The sequence below is a fragment of the Kitasatospora sp. NPDC018058 genome (assembly GCF_044327205.1).
Taxonomy (GTDB): Bacteria; Actinomycetota; Actinomycetes; order Streptomycetales; family Streptomycetaceae; genus Kitasatospora.
This window is the reverse complement of record NZ_JBIRFA010000004.1, coordinates 98,088-116,482: the sequence shown is the minus strand read 5'-3', so window position 1 is coordinate 116,482 and position 18,395 is coordinate 98,088. Positions and strand designations below refer to the sequence as shown.

General features: G+C 73.7%; 17 protein-coding genes and 1 pseudogene. 11 read left to right on the top strand and 7 right to left on the bottom strand.

Annotated features, from left to right (window positions below):
* Window positions 1-11 precede the first annotated feature (11 nt).
* The 3 genes from ACH4E7_RS07370 to ACH4E7_RS07360 form a co-directional block, all read right to left on the bottom strand.
* On the bottom strand, window positions 12-1,073 hold the full coding sequence (locus ACH4E7_RS07370; protein WP_396248031.1) for a prenyltransferase: 1,062 nt from the start codon (window positions 1,071-1,073) through the stop codon (window positions 12-14).
* Window positions 1,070-1,834, bottom strand: a complete 765-nt coding sequence (locus tag ACH4E7_RS07365; RefSeq protein WP_355673944.1) for a class I SAM-dependent methyltransferase — start codon at window positions 1,832-1,834, stop codon at window positions 1,070-1,072. Before ACH4E7_RS07365 ends, ACH4E7_RS07370 begins: the two co-directional genes overlap by 4 nt.
* A 101-nt stretch (window positions 1,835-1,935) precedes the next feature.
* A complete protein-coding gene (locus ACH4E7_RS07360; RefSeq protein WP_396248030.1) occupies window positions 1,936-3,246 on the bottom strand; it encodes a glycosyltransferase family 4 protein in 1,311 nt (436 codons plus the stop codon).
* A gap of 253 nt (window positions 3,247-3,499) precedes the next feature.
* On the opposite strand from ACH4E7_RS07360, the gene ACH4E7_RS07355 reads away from it, so the two are divergent.
* The 8 genes from ACH4E7_RS07355 to ACH4E7_RS07320 all read left to right on the top strand — a co-directional run bounded on the left by ACH4E7_RS07355 (window position 3,500) and on the right by ACH4E7_RS07320 (window position 11,363).
* A complete protein-coding gene (locus ACH4E7_RS07355) occupies window positions 3,500-4,120 on the top strand; it encodes a TetR family transcriptional regulator (protein WP_396248029.1) in 621 nt (206 codons plus the stop codon).
* Between the two features lie 255 nt (window positions 4,121-4,375).
* Window positions 4,376-5,632 (top strand): prenyltransferase/squalene oxidase repeat-containing protein, encoded by a 1,257-nt coding sequence (locus tag ACH4E7_RS07350; protein ID WP_396248028.1) that lies wholly within the window; start codon window positions 4,376-4,378, stop codon window positions 5,630-5,632.
* Window positions 5,632-6,354 (top strand): SCO2322 family protein, encoded by a 723-nt coding sequence (locus tag ACH4E7_RS07345; RefSeq protein ID WP_396248027.1) that lies wholly within the window; start codon window positions 5,632-5,634, stop codon window positions 6,352-6,354. The genes ACH4E7_RS07350 and ACH4E7_RS07345 overlap by 1 nt, the downstream gene beginning before the upstream one ends.
* 53 nt (window positions 6,355-6,407) lie before the next feature.
* Window positions 6,408-7,514 (top strand): CbiQ family ECF transporter T component, encoded by a 1,107-nt coding sequence (locus tag ACH4E7_RS07340; RefSeq protein ID WP_396248026.1) that lies wholly within the window; start codon window positions 6,408-6,410, stop codon window positions 7,512-7,514.
* Window positions 7,511-9,112, top strand: coding sequence for an ABC transporter ATP-binding protein (locus tag ACH4E7_RS07335; RefSeq protein ID WP_396248025.1), 1,602 nt, complete (start codon window positions 7,511-7,513; stop codon window positions 9,110-9,112). Before ACH4E7_RS07340 ends, ACH4E7_RS07335 begins: the two co-directional genes overlap by 4 nt.
* Window positions 9,109-9,945 carry an ECF transporter S component gene (locus ACH4E7_RS07330; RefSeq protein WP_396248024.1) on the top strand — a complete coding sequence of 279 codons (837 nt, stop codon included), beginning with the start codon at window positions 9,109-9,111 and terminating at the stop codon, window positions 9,943-9,945. Before ACH4E7_RS07335 ends, ACH4E7_RS07330 begins: the two co-directional genes overlap by 4 nt.
* Window positions 9,946-10,009: 64 nt before the next feature.
* The gene (locus ACH4E7_RS07325; RefSeq protein WP_396248023.1) at window positions 10,010-10,996 is read left to right on the top strand and encodes an RICIN domain-containing protein; all 987 of its coding nucleotides are present in this window, start codon (window positions 10,010-10,012) and stop codon (window positions 10,994-10,996) included.
* A gap of 55 nt (window positions 10,997-11,051) precedes the next feature.
* Window positions 11,052-11,363: a hypothetical protein gene (locus ACH4E7_RS07320; RefSeq protein ID WP_396248237.1), complete on the top strand. Its 312-nt coding sequence runs from the start codon at window positions 11,052-11,054 to the stop codon at window positions 11,361-11,363.
* On the opposite strand, the gene ACH4E7_RS07315 is transcribed toward ACH4E7_RS07320, so the two are convergent.
* The 3 genes and pseudogenes from ACH4E7_RS07315 to ACH4E7_RS07305 all read right to left on the bottom strand — a co-directional run bounded on the left by ACH4E7_RS07315 (window position 11,258) and on the right by ACH4E7_RS07305 (window position 12,538).
* Window positions 11,258-11,677 carry a helix-turn-helix domain-containing protein gene (locus ACH4E7_RS07315; protein ID WP_396248227.1) on the bottom strand — a complete coding sequence of 140 codons (420 nt, stop codon included), beginning with the start codon at window positions 11,675-11,677 and terminating at the stop codon, window positions 11,258-11,260. The two genes, ACH4E7_RS07320 and ACH4E7_RS07315, sit on opposite strands and share 106 nt — an antisense overlap.
* A gap of 230 nt (window positions 11,678-11,907) precedes the next feature.
* Window positions 11,908-12,236 (bottom strand): annotated as a pseudogene (locus ACH4E7_RS07310) (NUDIX hydrolase).
* Window positions 12,233-12,538, bottom strand: coding sequence for a putative quinol monooxygenase (locus tag ACH4E7_RS07305; RefSeq protein WP_396248022.1), 306 nt, complete (start codon window positions 12,536-12,538; stop codon window positions 12,233-12,235). The pseudogene ACH4E7_RS07310 and the gene ACH4E7_RS07305 overlap by 4 nt, the downstream one beginning before the upstream one ends.
* A gap of 95 nt (window positions 12,539-12,633) precedes the next feature.
* On the opposite strand from ACH4E7_RS07305, the gene ACH4E7_RS07300 reads away from it, so the two are divergent.
* The 3 genes from ACH4E7_RS07300 to ACH4E7_RS07290 all read left to right on the top strand — a co-directional run bounded on the left by ACH4E7_RS07300 (window position 12,634) and on the right by ACH4E7_RS07290 (window position 16,833).
* The gene (locus tag ACH4E7_RS07300) at window positions 12,634-13,281 is read left to right on the top strand and encodes a M15 family metallopeptidase (RefSeq protein WP_396248021.1); all 648 of its coding nucleotides are present in this window, start codon (window positions 12,634-12,636) and stop codon (window positions 13,279-13,281) included.
* A gap of 102 nt (window positions 13,282-13,383) precedes the next feature.
* Window positions 13,384-13,797 (top strand): NUDIX hydrolase, encoded by a 414-nt coding sequence (locus tag ACH4E7_RS07295; protein ID WP_396248020.1) that lies wholly within the window; start codon window positions 13,384-13,386, stop codon window positions 13,795-13,797.
* Window positions 13,798-13,974: 177 nt separating this feature from the next.
* Entirely contained in the window at window positions 13,975-16,833 is a 2,859-nt protein-coding gene (locus tag ACH4E7_RS07290) for a glycoside hydrolase family 3 C-terminal domain-containing protein (RefSeq protein WP_396248019.1), read from the top strand.
* Between the two features lie 22 nt (window positions 16,834-16,855).
* Here ACH4E7_RS07290 and ACH4E7_RS07285 read toward each other — a convergent pair whose 3' ends face one another.
* Entirely contained in the window at window positions 16,856-18,259 is a 1,404-nt protein-coding gene (locus tag ACH4E7_RS07285; RefSeq protein WP_396248018.1) for an MFS transporter, read from the bottom strand.
* Between the last annotated feature and the right edge of the window lie 136 nt (window positions 18,260-18,395).

The window sequence follows — 18,395 nt, the reverse complement described above, 5'->3', positions numbered from 1 at the left end:
TGCGCTGGTCGTCAGCAGCAGTCCTGGACCACCAGCCCGGCGGGCAGCTGTTCCCCGCCGAAGACCGCGACGGTCGCCGGGTCCCCGCCGAGCGCGGCCACCGCGAGCAGCAGCGACCCGGCCGTCCAGGTGGTGCGCTCCTCGGGCCAGATCGCGTCGTCCTCGAAGACGTACCCGGTCCAGTACGAGCCGTCCTCGTGCCGCAGGTGCTTCTGGATCCAGCGCAGGATGTCCACCGCGCGGTCGGACTCGCCGATCGCCCAGAGCGCGAGGGCCAGTTCGGCGCTCTCGCCGCCGGTCACCCACGGGCGGTCGCTGACGCAGCGCACGCCGAGGCCGGGGACGACGAAGCGGTCCCAGTCCCGCTCGATCCGGGCCACCGCCGCGTCGCCGCGCAGGCCGGTGCCGAGGATCGGGTAGTACCAGTCCATCGAGTAGCGGTCCTTGTCGAGGAACCGCTCGGGGTGGTGGGCGATGGCGTGCCGCAGCCGTCCGGCCGCGAGCTCCCAGTCGGGCTGGGGCTCCTCCAGGTAGTCGGCGACGGCCAGGCCGCAGCGCAGCGCGTGCAGGATGCTGGACGAGCCGGTGAGCAGCGCCTCGTCGGTGGCGGCGCCGTCCTCGTCGACCCGCCAGGCAATCGGGCCGCCGGGCAGCCGCAGGCCGACGATGAAGTCCAGGGCCCGGCGGACCACCGGCCAGATCCACTCCAGGAAGGCGTCGTCGCCGGTGCTGAGGTGGTGGTGCCAGACCCCGACCGCGATGTACGCGCAGAAGTTGCTCTCCTTGGCCCGGTCGGTGACCACGCCGTCGGTGTACGCGGCGTACCAGGAGCCGTCCGGGTTCTGCTGGGCGGCCAGCCAGCGGTAGGCGGCCTCGGCGGCGGCGTGCTCGCCGGCGGTGTCGAGGGCCATCGCGGCCTCGGTGTGGTCCCAGGGGTCCAGGTGGTGGCCGGTGAACCACGGGATGGCGCCGTCGGGGCGCTGCTCGGCCAGGATGCTGCGGACGGTGCCGGCCGCCTGCTCGGCGTCCAGCACCCCGTCGAGCAGCAGCACCTCGGGGACGGCGGCGGTCATGCGCCGGCCCGGCCGGACTCGGCGCGCTGCGACCCGGTGCGGTGGGGCTTGGACGCGTAGGCGACGAAGCTCTTGCCGATGACCGGGTTGAGCGCCTTCTCGGCGGCCTTGGTGAGGGTGCTGATGACCGGGGTGCCGACGATGTCCCAGACCAGCAGCTGGTGGTACGCCTTGACCGGCAGCGCCTTGTCGTTGTTCACGCCGACCGCGCACTTGATCCACCAGTACGGCGAGTGCAGCGCGTGCGCGTGGTGGGTGCCGTACGGCTCCAGGCCGGCGTCCTTGAGCTTGCCGAGCAGCTCGTCGCCCCGGTAGATCCGGATGTGGCCGCCCTCGACCTCGTGGTACTCGTCGGACAGCGCCCAGCAGATCTTCTCCGGCAGCCAGCGGGGCACGGTGACGGCGAGCAGACCGCCCGGCTTGAGGACGCGGAACATCTCGTTGAGCACGCCCTTGTCGTCGGGTATGTGCTCCATCACCTCGGAGATGATGATCTTGTCGAAGTACTCGTCCTCGAACGGCAGCGCCAGCGCGTTGCCCTCCATCGCGACCGCCGACGCGCCCTCGGGGGCCTCACCGGCCTGCTCCATCGCGGCGAACCACTTCTTGACCTCGGCGATCTCCTCGGTGTTCTGGTCGAGGGCGATCACGTTGGCACCGCGGCGGTAGCACTCGAACGCGTGCCGGCCCCCGCCGCAGCCCAGGTCGAGCACCCGGTCGCCGGGGGCGAGCGGGAAGCGCGAGAAATCGACGGTCAGCACTGCAGGGCTCCCATTCCTATTGCTACCAAGCGTTCTTGACGCTTCGTCAGGTCACGCGCGCGTCGTCGGATCGGTCGGGCGACACCGCTCGGGCGCGCCACTCAGGGCACGTACCGCCAGCCGGGCCCGGAACGGGCCCGGGCACCCACGCCGGTGGCGATCGCCGCGCGGTACGCCTCGGCGGTCAGCTCGGCCGCCCGCTCCCAGGTGAACCGGGCCAGCACCCGCTCCCGCCCGGCCGCGCCGAGTTCGGCGCGCAGCCGCGGGTCGTCCAACAGCCGGCCGAGTGCGGCGGCCAGCGCGTCCGCCTCCCCCGGCGGCACGGCCAGGCAGGTCTCGCCGTCCGGGCCGGCCACCTCGGGGATCGCCCCGCCGGTGGTGGCGACCAGCGGGGTGCCGGTGGCCATCGCCTCGGCGGCGGGCAGCGAGAAGCCCTCGTACAGCGACGGGACGCAGGCCACCTCGGCCGAGCGGTACAGGTCGACCAGCTCCCGGTCGCTCAGGCCGGTGCGGAACTCGATGTGCTCCGCCAGCCCGAAGCGGCGCACGGCCTCGGCCACCGGCCCGTCGTCCTTCTGCGGCTTGCCGACCACCACCAGGTGGGCGTCCCGCTCGGTGCGGACCTTGGCCAGCGCCTCGACCAGGTACACCAGGCCCTTGAGCGGCACGTCCGCGCTGGAGGTGGTGACGATCCGGCCGGGGACCCGCTCGACCTCCGCCGAGGGCGACCAGAGCCGGGTGTCGGCGCCGATCGGGACCACCGAGATGGCGCCGGGGGCGGCGCCCAGGTGCTCGGCGATCTCGCGCTGCGAGCTGCCGGAGACGGTGATCACGTGGTCCAGCCGGGCGGCGACCCGGCGCTGCATCCGGGTGAAGGCGTACCAGCGGCGCAGTGAGAGCCGCTTCAGCCGGGTGGTGGCCGCGTCCAGCTCCAACTGCCGGTCCACGGTGATCGGGTGGTGGATCGTGGTGACCAGCGGGAAGCCGTGCCGGGCCAGGCCCAGCAGGCCGTAGCCGAGGGTCTGGTTGTCGTGCACCACGTCGTAGCGGCCCTTGTGCCGGGCCAGGTACTGACGGGCGCGCAGCGAGAAGGTGAGCGGCTCGGGGAAGCCGCCGGTGCGCATGGTGGCGAACTCCAGCACGTCCACCGGCCCGCGGAACTCACCGCGGGCGGGCGTGCGGAAGGGGTCGTCGGCGCGGTAGAGGTCCAGGCTGGGCAGCTCGACCAGGCGCACCGACCCGGGCCCCGCGACCTCGTCCAGTACGGGGTAGGGCTGGGCACCGATCACGTCCACGTGGTGGCCGAGTCCGGCCAGCTCGCGGGAGAGGTGCCGTACGTACACGCCCTGACCGCCGCAGAACGGGTCCCCGCGGTATGACAGCAGGGCAATCCGCAACGGCTGCGCGGTCATCCTCGGCCCTCATCTCTGGTCTGCTATCGGTGCTACTGGTGCTGCCGGTCGCTAAAGTAGATCAGGTTTCAGTGGCTGTGGAACTCGTCATCGACCGTGTGAACAATGAGAGACCTCGAAGATACCGGCCCGTAGCTTTCGCTCAGGAGCCAGGGCTGGTGATTCCCGCCACGCCGGGCCGACCGACCGCGGGACGGCTTCGGGCCGACCTTTCAGGAGCACGCCGCCACCCACGCGCCCCCCGGGAGCACACTTGCCGTCGCCGACCACGCCCGCGAGCCCCACCTCCGCGCCCTCGGGCGAGCCGCCGCTGACCGCGCGCCAGGCCGAACGGCGCCGCCGCATCCTGCGGGCCGCCACCGCGCTGGCCGCCCGCGGCGGGTACGAGGCGGTGCAGATGCGGGAGGTCGCGGAGAGCGCGCAGGTCGCCCTCGGGACGCTGTACCGGTACTTCCCGTCCAAGGTTCACCTGCTGGTCGCGGTCATGCTGGAGCAGCTGCAGGGCCTCCAGGACCACATCCGGCGCCACCCGCCGACCGACCGGGAGCCGGCCCTGCGGGTCGCCGACGCGCTCACCCGGGCCTTCCACGCGCTGCAGCGCGAACCACTGCTGGCCGAGGCGATGGTCCGCTCGATGTGCTTCGCCGACCGCTCGGTCGGGGCCGAGGTGGACCGGATCAGCGCCGCCACCGGACAGCTCATCCTGGATGCGATCGGCCAGTCCGGGCCGCCCAGCGAGAGCCAGCGGGCGGCCGTCCGGGTGATCGAGCACACCTGGCACTCGGCCCTGGTCGCCTGGCTCTCCGGGCGCGCCTCGATCGCCGAGGTGAGAGCCGACCTGCACACCGCGGCACGGCTGCTGACGCTGGCCTGACCACGCTCGGACCGGAACCGGACTGAAACCTGTTCCTGCCTCACCGGGCCCGTCCGGCCCGGCCCGGCGGCTAGAGTCGACGGGCGTCGCGGCCCCGGCATGGGTTCAAAGAGTCCAAACGATCCAGAGGATCCAAAGGGTCCAAAGGATCCACGAGACAGGCCCTGGCCCGGGCGCCCGCGCCCGGCACCCGCCGAGAACCACGGAAGGGCCCCGCCCGGGCCACCACCGCTCACCGAAAGGCACACCCGCACCATGCACACCGCCGCCCGACTGGGCGCCGCCGCCCTGTCCGCCGCGCTGCTCGCCGGCGTCGCCGCCGGACCGGCCCTCGCCGACAGCCCCTCGCCGTCGACCCCCCTGCCGGAGGGCCTGTACGGCAAGAGCGACCCCACGTACGACGGCGTCTGGCGGCAGTCGCTGGCGCTCACCGCGCTGTCGGCGGCCAAGGTCACCCCGGCCGACTCCGCGGTCGCGTGGCTCACCGGGCAGCAGTGCGAGGACGGCGGCTGGCCCTCCTACCGGGCAGCCGGCGCGGCCTGCGACGCCAAGACCGAGGACAGCAACGCCACCTCCGTCGCCATCCAGGCGCTGGTCGCCGTCGGCGGGCACCAGGACGCCGTCGACAAGGGCGTGAAGTGGCTCAAGGCCAATCAGAACGCCGACGGCAGCTGGCCCTACAACCCCGGTATCCCGGGCGACGCCAACTCCACCGGACTCGCCGTCAACGCGCTGTTCGCGGCCCGGACCGACCCGGCGAGCGTCGCCAAGGCGGGAAGCGACGGCGCGACCGGGAAGAACGCCTTCGACGGCCTCGCCCACTTCCAGCTCGGCTGCACCGCCCCCGCCGACCAGCGCGGCGCCTTCGGCTACCAGCCGGACCCCGCCGCCGGCGCCCTCACCCCCAACACCCTGGCGAGCGCCCAGGCCGCGCTCGCCGCCGCCGGCGGACACCTGCCGGTCGCCACCTCGGTGCGCGCCGACACGGCGCCCAAGGCCCTCGCGTGCGCCGACGGCTCCGCGCCCGCGACCGTCCCGCACGCCGAGGCGGGCGAGGCCGTCGGCGCCTACCTCACCAGCCAGCTCACGGCGGGCGGCGAGCACCTCACCCTCACCACCCCGGGCTCCGATCCCAAGCCCGACTACACCGCCACCGCCTGGGCCGCGCTCGCCCTCATCCAGAGCGGCCACCCCGACCAGGCCACCGACGCCGTCGGCTGGCTTGAGGGACAGGGCTCCACCTGGACCAAGGACGGCACCGACGCCGCCGCCACCGCCACCCTGCTCCTGGTCAGCCAGGCCGCCCACCGCGACCCTGCCGCCCTCGCCGGCCAGCTCACCGCCCTCGGCCCGGCCCCCAAGGCCACCGCCACCTCCTCGGAGGCGGCGACCCCGTCGTCGAAGAAGAGCGACGGCATGGGCCAGGTCTGGCTGATCATCGTCGGCCTCCTCATCGGCATCGGCGGAGGCCTGCTGCTCAGCCTCCAGCGCAAGCGCAACCCGAACCTCTGATGCGCCCGGTGGTTCACCCTCCGGCGGGCCGGGCCCGCGCCCCGCGTGCCGGAGGCGGCTCGCCGACCCGGGTTCTCCTCGCGCTGCTCGGCGCGCTGCTGCTCCTCGCCACCGCCGCGCCCGCGCGGGCCGCCTCCGGATACCGGTACTGGTCGTTCTGGCGCGGGGCCGACGGCGGGGCGTGGATGTACCAGCAGCAGGGGCCCGCGATCGCCGTGCCGCCGGACGGGGCGGTCGACGGGTGGCGGTTCGCCGTCAGCCCCGACGGCGGGCAGGAGGCCGCGAAGCCCCGCGCTCAGGCGCGCTTCGACGAGATCTGCGCGGGCACGCCCGCGCAGGACGGCCACAAGCGGGTCGCCGTCCTGCTGGACTTCGGGACCGCCGAGGACGCCGGGTCGTCCGCCGCACAGCCGCCCGAGCAGCGGACCGCCTGCGCCAGCGTCGCGCCGCGCGCCAGTTCGGCCGAGGTGCTGGCCGCCGTCGCGCCGCCGCTGCGCTACGACACCAACAGCCTGCTGTGCGCCATCGCCGGCTATCCGAAGGCGGGCTGCGCCGAGCAACTGGGTGCGGCCGCCGCGCGGCCGGACAGCACCGCCAAGGCCGGCCCGCAGACCGGCGGCGACAGCGACAGCGACCCGAACATCGGCCTGGTCGCCGGCGGCGCACTGGTCGCCGTCCTGGCCGGGGGCGCCGTCTGGCAGGCGCGCCGCCGCAACCCCTGACCCCTGCCCGCAACCCCTGACCCCTGCCCCGTCTCCCAGGACAGAACAGATCCGTGAGCAGCACCGCCCGCAGCACCCGACCGCCCACCGGCCCCCGCCAACTGCACCCCGGGGCCTGGTGGTTGTGGGCGCTCGGGCTGGGCGCGGCGGCCACCCGCACCACCAACCCGGCGATCCTGCTGCTGCTCGCCGCGACCGCCGGGTACGTGGTCGCGGCGCGGCGCGGCGATTCGCCCTGGTCCCGTTCGTACGGGGCGTTCCTGCGCCTCGGCCTGGTCGTCCTCGGCATCCGCCTGACCTTCGCCGTGCTGCTCGGCTCCCCGATCCCCGGCACCCACGTGCTGTTCACCCTGCCCGAAGTCCCGCTCCCCGCCTGGGCGCAGGGCATACGGATCGGCGGACGGGTCACCGTCGAGGGCCTGCTCGCCGCGCTGTACGACGGGCTACGGCTGGCCACCCTGCTGATCTGCGTGGGCGCCGCCAACTCCCTCGCCAGCCCGGCCCGCCTGCTGCGCGCCCTCCCCGGCGCGCTCTACGAGGCGGGCGTGGCCGTGGTGGTGGCGATGACCTTCGCCCCCAACCTGGTCGACGACGTCCGCCGGCTGCGCGCCGCCCGCCGCCTGCGCGGCCGTACGGACAAGGGCGTCGCGGCCGTGCTGAGCGTCGGACTCCCCGTCCTGGAGGGCGCGTTGGAGCGGTCCATCGCGCTGGCCGCGGCGATGGACACCCGCGGCTTCGGCCGCACCGCCGACGTCCCGCGCGCGCTCGCCCGGGCGACCGCCGCGCTCACCCTGGCCGGGCTGCTCGGGGTCTGCCTGGCCGCGTACGGACTGCTGACCGCCGGGGGCGCCGGCTGGGCACTGCCCGTCCTGCTGCTCGGCCTGGCCGCCGCCTTCGCCGGACTGCTGCTCGGCAATCGACGGTCGGTCAGAACCCGCTACCGGCCGGATCCCTGGGCCCTGCCCGAGTGGCTCACGGCGGGCTCCGGCGCCGCCGTGGCGGCCCTCACCACCTACCTGGCCGCCCAGGACCCGGCCGCCTTCGCCCCCACCATCGTCCCGCCGACCGTCCCCGTGCTGCCGCTGGCCGCCGTGCTGACCGTACTGCTCGGCCTGGTACCGGCGTTCGCCGCCCCGACCCCGCCCCGGAGGGCATCGTGATCACCTTCGAGCAGGTCTCCGTACGGTACGCGGACTCCGAAGCGCCCGTTCTCGACGACGTCGACCTCACCGTCCCCGAGGGCGAACTCTGCCTGCTGGTCGGCCCGTCCGGCTCCGGCAAGTCCACCCTGCTGGGGACGGTCAGCGGCCTGGTGCCGCACTTCACCGGCGGCGTGCTGCACGGCCGGGTCACCGTCGGCGGCCGCGACACCCGCGAGCACCGGCCGCGCGAACTCGCCGACCTGGTCGGCACGGTGGGCCAGGACCCGCCGGCCCAGTTCGTCACCGACACCGTGGAGGACGAACTCGCCTACGGCATGGAGTCCCTGGGCCTGCCGGGCGACGTCATGCGGCGCCGGGTCGAGGAGACCCTCGACCTGCTCGGCCTCGCCGACCTGCGCGACCGGGCGCTGGGCTCCCTCTCCGGCGGCCAGCAGCAGCGCGTCGCCATCGGCTCGGTGCTCACCGTGCACCCGCGCGTACTGGTCCTGGACGAACCCACCTCGGCACTCGACCCCGGCGCGGCCGAGGAGGTGCTCGCCGTCCTCCAGCGGCTGGTGCACGACCTCGGCACCACCGTGCTGATGGCCGAACACCGGCTGGAACGGGTCGTCCAGTACGCCGACCAGGTGCTGCTGCTCACCCCGGGCACGCCCCCGGTGCTGGGCGAACCGGCCGAGGTGATGGCGCACTCGCCGGTGCACCCGCCGGTGGTCGGCCTCGGCCGGCTCGCGGGCTGGCGGCCGCTGCCGCTGTCCGTCCGCGACGCCCGCCGCAAGGCGGCCTCCCTGCGCGCCGAGTTGGACGGCCGCGCACCCGCCGCCGGCGGCGCTTCGGGCGGTGCACCGATCGCCGTCTCCGACCGCCTCGCCGTCCGACGCGGCCCGGTGCACGCCCTGCGCGGCGTGGACCTCGCGCTGCGCCCCGGCGAGATCACCGCCCTGATGGGCCGCAACGGCGCCGGCAAGTCCACCCTGCTCGGCAGCCTGGTCGGCCTGCACGCCCCCGCCTCCGGCAGTGTCACCGTCGGCGGCCGCACCCCGCACCGGACCCGCCCCGCCGAACTGATCCGCCAGGTCGGCCTGGTCCCCCAGGACCCGCGCGACCTCCTGTACGGCGAGAGCGTCGCCGCCGAGTGCACCGCCGCGGATGCGGACGCGGGCGCTGTCGCGGGTTCGTGCCGCGCCCTGGTCGAACGCCTGCTGCCCGGCATCGCCGACACCGCGCACCCGCGCGACCTCTCCGAGGGCCAGCGGCTCACCCTCGCCCTCGCCGTGGTGCTCACCGCCCGCCCCCCGCTCCTGCTCCTGGACGAGCCGACCCGCGGCCTCGACTACGCCGCCAAGGCCCGGCTGGTGGAGATCCTGCGCGACCTGGCAGCGGAGGGCCATGCCGTGCTGCTGGCCACGCACGACGTCGAGCTGGCCGCCGAACTGGCGCACCGGACCCTCATCCTGGCCGAGGGCGAGATCGTCGCGGACGGGCCGACGGCGGAGGTCGTGGTCTCCTCGCCCGCTTTCGCCCCGCAGGTCGCCAAGGTGCTGGCGCCCGGGCCGTGGCTCACCGTCCAGCAGGTCGCGGAGGCGCTGAGCGCATGAGCAGCCGTCCTGTTCCGCTCGGGCGCCGGTCGATCGCGACGCTGCTGCTGGTGTCCTTCGTCGGCGTGACGGCCTTCGGCTGGCCGCTGCTCGCCTCCACCAAGTCGGCCCTGGTCGGCCACTCCGCCGACGCGCCGTGGCTGTTCGCGCTGCTGCTGCCGTTGTTGCTCGCCGTCGTGATCGCGCAGATCTCCGAAGGGCGTGCGGCGGGTGGTGGGGCGCCCGGGCTGGACGCCAAGTCCGTTGCGCTGCTGGGGGTGTTGGCGGCTGCCGGTGCCGCGCTGCGGCCGCTGGGCGCGGGGACGGCGGGGCTGGAGCCGATGTTCTTCCTGATGGTGCTGTCGGGGCGGGTGCTGGGGCCCGGCTTCGGCTTCGTCCTGGGTTCCCTGTCGATGTTCGCGTCCGCGCTGCTCACGGGCGGGGTCGGGCCGTGGCTGCCGTTCCAGATGCTCGCGATGGGCTGGGTCTGCCTCGGCGCGGGCCTGTTGCCCGGCTCCGGCACTCTTCGCGGCCGCCGCGAACTGCTGCTGCTGGCCGTTTACGGCGCGCTGTCGTCCGTGTTGTACGGCACGATCATGAACGTGCAGGGCTGGCCGTACATCGGCGGGCTGGCCGGCTCCGTCTCCTTCGTCCCCGGCGATCCGCTGCCCGCCAACCTGGTCCGCTTCGCCGCCTACTGCCTCGCCACGTCGCTGGGTTGGGACCTGACACGCGCGGCGCTCACGGTCGTCCTGTGCCTCACCCTCGGCACGCCCGTCCTGCGCGCGCTGCGCCGCACCACGCGGCGCGCGGCCTTCGACGCGCCGGTCGACTTCCGCCCGCCAGGCGGGTGAACCGCCGTTTCCCCGGCGCGCCGTGCGCCTTCGATCTTCCCGTTCGTCCACGATCATCGCGACCGTGATCCGAACCCTCGCCCGTACCGCGACCATCGCCGCGACGACCGTCGCGCTCGCTGCCGCCTTCGCCTCCCCCGCCGCCGCCGTCACCTTCATCGGCCGCGACGTGCCCGCCACCGTCACCATCGCCCCCGGCCAGACCGGCGCCGTCCCGTGGACATACCAGAACACCGGCGGCGCCGGCCTGCTCCCGCCCTCCGGCATGACGGCGGTCTTCACCGCTCCCGGCAACACCACCTTCCCCGCCCAGACCACCGTCCCCACCGAGTACAGCGGCGACGGCGCGTCCTGGACCGGCAACAACGTCGGCTTGCGCAACTGCACCCTCAGCAACGCGAACCGCACCCTCACCTGCGAGGGATACGGCCGCAACGGCGGCAACAGCGGCTGGCCGTCAGGCGGTTACTTCCGGTTCTCCCCGCAGGTCACCGTCGACCCGTACGCGCCGGACGACACCACCCTCCCGCGTGGCAACGGCAGCTTCCGCTACAGCGACCCCAGCAACGGCACGATCTACACCATCGACAACGGCACCCTCAACGTCGCCACGCCGCCCCGGACCTCATCCGCCATGTGCCTGGACGTCGGCAACACCCGCTTCAACGCCGACAACGTCCGGATCTGGCAGTGCCTCGGCCACACCAACCAGCGCTTCGTCCTGGACGGGGGCCGGGTGAAGGTCGCCGACACGGTGGGGACGGCGCAGGAGATGTGCCTCGACGCCGACTACACGGGCGAGAACGGCGACAACGTCCGGATCTGGGCCTGCGAGTACACCCAGGCCGCCCGCGCCAACCAGACCTGGCTGCTGCGCGAGGGCTCGTTCGTCCTGCAGCGGACCGCCGGCACCGCCGACGAGATGTGCATCGACGTCGGCAACGACCGCGACAACGGCGACAACGTCTTCCTGTACACCTGCGGCGCGGCCAACCAGAACCAGAAGTTCGTGGTCGAGAACGGCTACATCAAGGTCCGCGACTCGCTCTGATCGGGCCTGCCACTAGGGTGAACTCCCGAACCGTGAGCCGAACGGGAGTTCCCCAGTGTCCGACGAGCCCCTCGACATCGACGAAGACGACGAAGACGACCCCTGGATCGTCGCGACCTGCCCCGTCGGGCCCGAACTGGCCGCCCAGATCGCCGGGATGGCGGAACTCGACTGGGAGGACGTCGACATCACCCGGAAGGCGATGACCGATGCCGGCTGGCGCCCGAACGGCGGCTACCTGGGCGACCTCAACGAGAAGGCCTACACCCTCACTTCCTTGGAAGGGCTTCCCGCCGTCCCGGCGCCTGCCGTTCCAGCTCCAGGCAACCCGGCGGCCGGAGACACGGGAAGCGGCGGCATGGCGTGAACCGCCTTCCCCACCACCGGCACTTCATGAACCGAGACGACCGTCCGAATCTGCCCCGTCACCGGATCCCGGAGCGTCCGCCGAACGTAGTGCCCGGCCGTCTCCAACTCCCGCAGCGCCCGCGAGATGGCCGTCCGTCCCTCAACGCTCTTCGCGGCGAGCGTGCGCACGTCTTCACGCGCCCCATCCGGCAGGCTGAGCAGGTAGCCGAGGAGCCCGCGCGCCGCCCAACTCAGCGAGTGCTTACGCACGACGTGGCCGTTGTCGAGGATCGTGTACCCGGGAGCATGCTGCGGGATACGATGAATCTGCATCTGGAGCTCCTTCTCCGGTGCCATACCCCGGGGTGTTCCAGCACCGCCGGGGCTCACTTTTGCCCATGCACCGGGCGCCCCTCCAGGCACCCGGCATCGCAATGTTCACCGTAATGCCGTAACCACGCGTCAAACTCCCACTCACGTCACCCATTCAGGCGGCGCAAGCGCGCACAACCCGGCGCGCCCCGGGCTCGCAAGCCCGGGGCGCGCTCAAATACTCGATCTGGTCAGCGCTTGAGAACAGCGTCCAGGTACTCCTGAACCGGTCCGAAGAGCCCGTACGGTACGTACTCGGGGATCTCGGGGAGAGTCACCCAGGCCAGCGCGTCCAGCTCGTCGGTGTCCACCACCGCAGCCGCGCCGCTCACAACCTCACACGCGGCATACGACATCATCCGACCGGTCTTCGGGTGCACGCGCTCGCCCAGGAGCTTGACGGCAGCCACGTTGAGCCCGGAGATCTGCGAACACGCCTTCCGAGCCCGTCATCAACTCGACGCGCACCTGGCGCGCCCCGACCTGCTCGGCCGGGGGGCGCTTGGCCTACGACGGTCAGATCAGGCCCTTGGCCGCGCCTCCAGCAGCGAAGGGCTCCATGACCGCGATGTCGAGGGGCTCGGCGAGCGCGTCGGTGACGGCAGCGGCGATGGCAGCCAGGGGGTCGCCGGCGCCGTGGGCGTCCAGGCTGGCCTGGTCGGCCCACTTCTCGACCACGGTGACGCGGTCGGTGCCGGCGTGGACGGCATAGAGCTCGCAGCCGTTCTCGGCGTGGATGGCCGGGGTGTGCTTCTCGAAGGCGGCCAGGACTTCGTCGCGGCGGCCGGGCTTGGTCTTGATCGTGGCGATGACAACGGGCATGAGGACCTCCAAGTACGTTGAGACGATCACGCTATCGACGACGGTCGGTGAGAATGGTTCGGCGAACCACCCAATCGCCCACCGAGGGGGCCCTGTTGAACAGCATCATCCTCATGTCAGACCCGAAGGTGGCCGCGGTCCCGGTCCGGGAGTGCGGCGAGCGGCTCGTGGACGTACGCGGTCCCGGGCTGCTGGTCGACGGCCGCAAGCAGGACGGCACCGGCGCGTTCGCGCGGCTGCGGTTCGGCGTCCTGGACCGACTCCTCGACGCCCAGACGAAGCTGCCGGACGGCCTCCGCCTGCTGTTCGTCGAGGGCTACCGGCCGCCGGCCCTCCAGAGGCGCTACTTCGACGAGTACGCCGCCGAGTTGCGCACCGCGAACCCCGACTGGCCGGACGGCCGGATCAGGTCGGCGGCCAGCCGGTACGTCTCGCCGCCTGAGATCGCGCCGCACAGTGCCGGTGCCGCCGTCGACCTCACCCTCGTCGACGCCGACGGCCGCGAGCTGGACCTCGGGACCAGGGTCAACGCGAGCCCCGAGGAGAGCGCCGGGGCCTGCTACACCGACGCCGACGGCATCAGCCCGCAGGCCCGCGCCAACCGGCGGCTGCTCAGCGGCGTCCTGGCCGGCGCCGGGCTGGTCAACTACCCGACGGAGTGGTGGCATTGGTCGTACGGCGACCGCTACTGGGCCCTGGCCACCGCCGCACCGGCCGCGCTCTACGGACCCGAGGCCCCGTAGCCGACGGGCCGGGGCCGGGACGACACGAAGCCGATGGAGTCCCGCCGGCCGGGGGCCGACGCCACAATGGCGTTCAGCACCCAAGGCCCCGGAGGAGCACGCATGGCCGAGCACAGCACCGAGGGACTCCCCGGCATCGCCGTTGCGATCGTCGTACAGGATGGCCGGGTGCTGATGGTGCGGCGGCGAGTCGCCGAGGGGCAGCTCTCCTGGCAGTTCCCGGCGGGACGGATCGCGCCCGGTGAGTCGCCTGCGCAGGCGGCGGTCCGCGAGACCGCCGAGGAGACCGGGCTGCGCATAGCAGCCGCCCGCGACCTCGGCGGGCGGCTTCATCCGCAGAACGGCCGCCGGATGTCGTACACGGTCTGCGAGTTCGTCAGCGGCATCGCCACGGTCGCGGACACCGAGGAGCTGGACGCCCTCGCCTGGGTGGCCCGGGGCGAACTCCCCGAGTACGTGCCGTCGCCGATGTTCGGACCGGTGCAGGAGTACCTGGACGCCACGCTCGCCGACTGAGCTTTTCGGCTAAACGTCTCTGTGGAGGCCCGGCGACACGGCCCGGCGCGCCCCGAACGTACACGACACGCCCTTGCGCGCCACCTGCCGTCCCGCCCCGGTGCGCCGTAAATTTGACGGACCGTCATTCCTCCAGGCCCGCCCGGCTCGGTCCGACTCCGTCGATCGGTGGTTGCCATGATGCGACGTATCCCCCTGAGGGCGCGACTCCTCCGGCTCGGGCTCGGCGGCTGCCTCCTGCTGGCCGCCAGCAGCGCCGCGAACGCCGAAGCCACCCCACAGCGCCCCGGGGCCGGCTCCCCACAGGAGCAGCGGATCGAGTCGCTGCTCTCCCAACTCACCACCGACGAGAAAGCCACCCTCCTCCGCGGCGTCGGCGCCCCGAACGGCGTGAACTCCGTCGGCTACGTCCGGGGCGTCCCCCGTCTCGGCATCCCGCCGCTGCTGCTGTCCGACGGCCCGGCCGGTGTCCGGGACGGCCGACCCGCGACCGCCCTGCCCGCGCCCGTGGCGCTGGCCGCCGCCTTCGACCCCGCGTTGGCCGCGACGTACGGCGACGTCCTGGGCCGTGAGGCGAGGGCACGCGGCTACCAGGTGCTGTACGGGCCGATGGTGAACATCGTACGAATCCCGCAGGGCGGGCGGAACTTCGAGACGCTGGGCGAGGACCCGTTCCTCGCCGGGCAGCTCGCCGCCGCCGAGGTGCGCGGCATCCAGGCGCGGAACATCGCCGCGCAGGTCAAGCACTACGCCGCCAACAACCAGGAGGACAACCGCCAGTCGTACAGCTCGGAGGTCGACGAGCGTACGCTGACCGAGATCGAGCTGCCGGCCTTCCGGGCGGCCGTCCGGAGCGGCCGGGCCTGGTCGGCGATGTGCGGCTACAACCCGGTCAACGGCATCTGGGCGTGCGAGCACTTCCCGTTCCTGCGCGATGTGCTGAAGGGCCGCTGGGGCTTCGACGGGGTGGTCGGCTCCGACTACCCGGCCACCCACTCCGCCGTCAACGCGGCGACCGGCGGCCTGGACCAGGAGTTCGGCGGCTCGACGTACTTCGCCGACCTGCCCGCCGCGGTGGCCGACGGGCGGCTCGCCCCGGCCGTACTGGACGACCAGGTCCGCCGGGTACTGCGGCTGATGGCCCGCACCGGGGCGCTCGACGGCGGGCAGCCGCCCGCCTCCGACCCGGCCGCCGGCGCACGCGACGCCCGGACCGCGGCCGCCGCCGGGACGGTGCTGCTGCGCAACCAGGGGGCGACACTGCCGCTGGACTCCACCCGGCTCACGTCCGTCGCGGTGATCGGCCCGTGGGCGGACCGGGCGTACACCGGCGGCGGCGGATCCTCGCACGTCACCCCCTACACCGAGCAGACGGTGACGCCCCGCCAGGGCATCGCCGCCAGGGCGGGAGCGGGGGTCTCCGTGCGTTACCACCCGGGCGACGACGCGAACGCGGCGGCCTCGGTGGCCGCCGGGGCGGACGCCGCCGTGGTGGTGGTCGGCGACGAGGAGACCGAGGGCGCGGACCGCGCCTCCCTCGACCTCGCCGCAGCGGACGACGCGCTGATCCGGGCCGTCGCCAAGGCCAATCCGCGCACGGTGGTGGTGCTGAACACCGGCGGGCCGGTCACCATGCCGTGGCTGGACGCGGTACCGGCCGTGGTCGAGGCCTGGTACCCGGGCGAGCAGAGCGGCGCCGCGCTCGCCGACGTGCTGTTCGGCGACACCGACCCGGCCGGGCGGCTGCCCGTCACCTTCCCGACCTCGGCGAACGCCACCCCGGTCCAGGGCGCCTCCCAGTACCCCGGCACGGACGGCGCCTACCACTACACCGAGGGCCTCAAGGTCGGCTACCGCTGGTACGACGCGAGCGGCACCGCCCCGCTCTTCCCCTTCGGCCACGGCCTCTCGTACACCACTTTCGACTACGCCAACCTCACCGTGACCGGCCCGGACCCCGCCGGGCGGGTCGGCGTCGGCTTCGACCTCACCAACCGGGGCAGCCGCACCGGCACCGAAGTGCCCCAGCTGTACGTCTCCTTCCCGTCCGCCGCCGGGGAACCGCCGCAGCAGCTCAAGGCCTTCGACAAGGTCACGCTGGAGCCGGGCCGTTCGACGCACGTGCAACTCCGGCTGGACCGTTCCTCCTTCGCCACCTGGGACACCGACGCCCACGGCTGGCGGGTCCCCGGCGGCCAGTACGGTCTGACGGTCGGCTCCTCCTCCCGCACGCCGAGGCTGCAGGGCGCCGCGCTCGTCCCGGACTCCCCCGCCGTCTCCGCCTGGTCCGGACGGATCACCGGCGCCGACGGCTCCTGCCTGGACGCCGAGGCCGCCGCCACGGACACCAACGAGTCGGTACGGACGGCTGGTTGCGCCGGAACGGCGGCCCAGGACGTCACGGTCGGCTCGGACGGCAGCATCGGCGTGCTCGACGGCTGCCTGACCCCGGACGGCTCCGCCGACGGCGCCGCCGTCCGGCTACGGGACTGCGCCCAGAGCACCGCCCAGGGCACCGACCAGGTGTGGCGTCTGCGCCCGGACACCTCGCTCCTCCACCCGGCCTCCGGCCGCTGCCTCGCCACCGCCGACGGCCGACTTCTGCTGCGGGACTGCTCGGGCGCCGCCGAGCAACGCTGGGCCACCCCCCGCCCGAGCGGCCCGCTGACCGGCATCGCCGGGCAGTGCGTGGACATCGACCGCGCGGCGACGACCAACGGCAGCGCCGTGCAGCTCTACCACTGCAACTCCACCGGCGCGCAGGACTGGTCCGTCCAACAGGACGGCTCACTGAGGGTGTTCGGCAAGTGCCTGGACGTCACCAACGGCTGGACCGCCGCCGGCACCCCCGCCCAGCTCTACGACTGCAACGGCACCGGCGCCCAACGCTGGCAACCCCGCGGCGACGGCACCCTCCTCAACCCCGCCTCCAACCGCTGCCTCGACGCCCGCGGCGGCAGCAGCGCCGACTGGACCCGGCTGCAGATCTGGGACTGCCACGCGGGCCCCAACCAGCGCTGGACGCTGCCTTCCTGAGCCGTTCCCTCCCCAACCGCGCCTACCTCGACTCCGCCGCCCTGAACCGTCGGACGGTTGCCCGGCTCCGCCGCACCAGCACGGCGGACAGCGCACACATCGCCGCCGGGACCAGCAGCGCCACCGCGAACTCGCCGTCACCGCCGCCGACGAAGGCGCCCGTGACCGCCACGCCCACGGTGGCGCCGACCTGCCGTACGGCGTTGAGCAGGCCGCCCGCCGCACCGGCGCTGCCCTCCGGCGCCGTGGTGACCACGGCGGTGATCAGCGCAGGCAGGGCGAAGGAGACCCCGAAGCCGGCCGCCAACAGGCCCACGGCCAGCAGCGGGTACGGCGTGCCGAGCAGCACGGCCACGGCGAACACCGCGCAACCGACGGCCAGCAGCACCAGCCCGCCCAGCACCGGCTTCCACGGGCCGACCTTGGCCACGATCCGCCCGGTGAGCAGCGGGTTGAAGCCCGGCGGCAGGGTCATCGGCAGGAACGCCAACCCGGCCGCCGTCGGCGACAGCCCCAACTCCCCCTGCAGCAGCAGCGGCAGCAGGAACAGCACGCCCAGCATCGCGAAGTTCACCGCCGCACCCGCCAGCAGCACCGCACCCATCCCGCGCGCCCGCAGCACGGCCGGCTGCAGCACAGGGGCGGGGCTGCGCCGCTCGCGCCGGACGAAGGCGAGGCAGGCCGCGACCGCTCCGACGCCCGCCCAACCCACCTGCATCCACTCGGAGTTTCCGAGCGCGATCAGCGCGTCGGTGAACAGCGCGAGGGTCGCGCAGGCGGCCAGCTGGGCCCACCAGTCGATGCGGCGCTCCCCGCGCGGCCCGTACACCGCCCGCCCGGCGACCAGGCCGAGCACCAGCACCGCCAGCGGGACGTTCACCAGGAACACCGCCCGCCACCCGGCGACGTCGACCAGCACCCCGCCGACCAGCGGCCCGAAAGCCATCGCACAGCCGCTGACCGCCGCCCAGACGGCCACCGCCCGGGCCCGCTCGGCCGGTTCGGGGTAGAGCCGGGTGATCAGCGCCATGCTGGCCGGCACGCAGGCCGCCGCCGCGACGCCCAGTACGGCGCGCAGCAGCACCAGCGTCCGGATGTCCGGCGCGAACGCGCTCAGCAGCGAGCCGACGCCGAAGGCGGCGATGCCGAAGCGGAAGGCCCGGTGGGCGCCGTAGCGGTCGGCGGCGGCCCCGGCCGACAGCAGCAGCGCGCCGAAGGCGACGCTGTAGCCGGTGACGGCCCACTGCAGTCCGGCGGTCGAACTGCCCAGCGAGGAGGCCAAGTCGGGCTCGGCGACCGCGAGGACGGTGGTGTCGAGCAGCACCATGAAGTAGCCGAGCGAGATGCCCAGCAGGGCGCGCAGGCGGGTCGCCCCCGGCGGTTCGGCCGGTCCGGCCGAACCGGAGACAAGGACAGGAGCAGTCATCGGATTTCTCCAAGTCAGTGGGGGGATCGGCCACCCACTCTGCTGCGCCGCCCCGGCCCGCTCCACCGCCGATCCCTCATACACCGTTCGGAATACCCGAACGCCCCCGTACGCTGTCCCGCAACACCAGCACCGA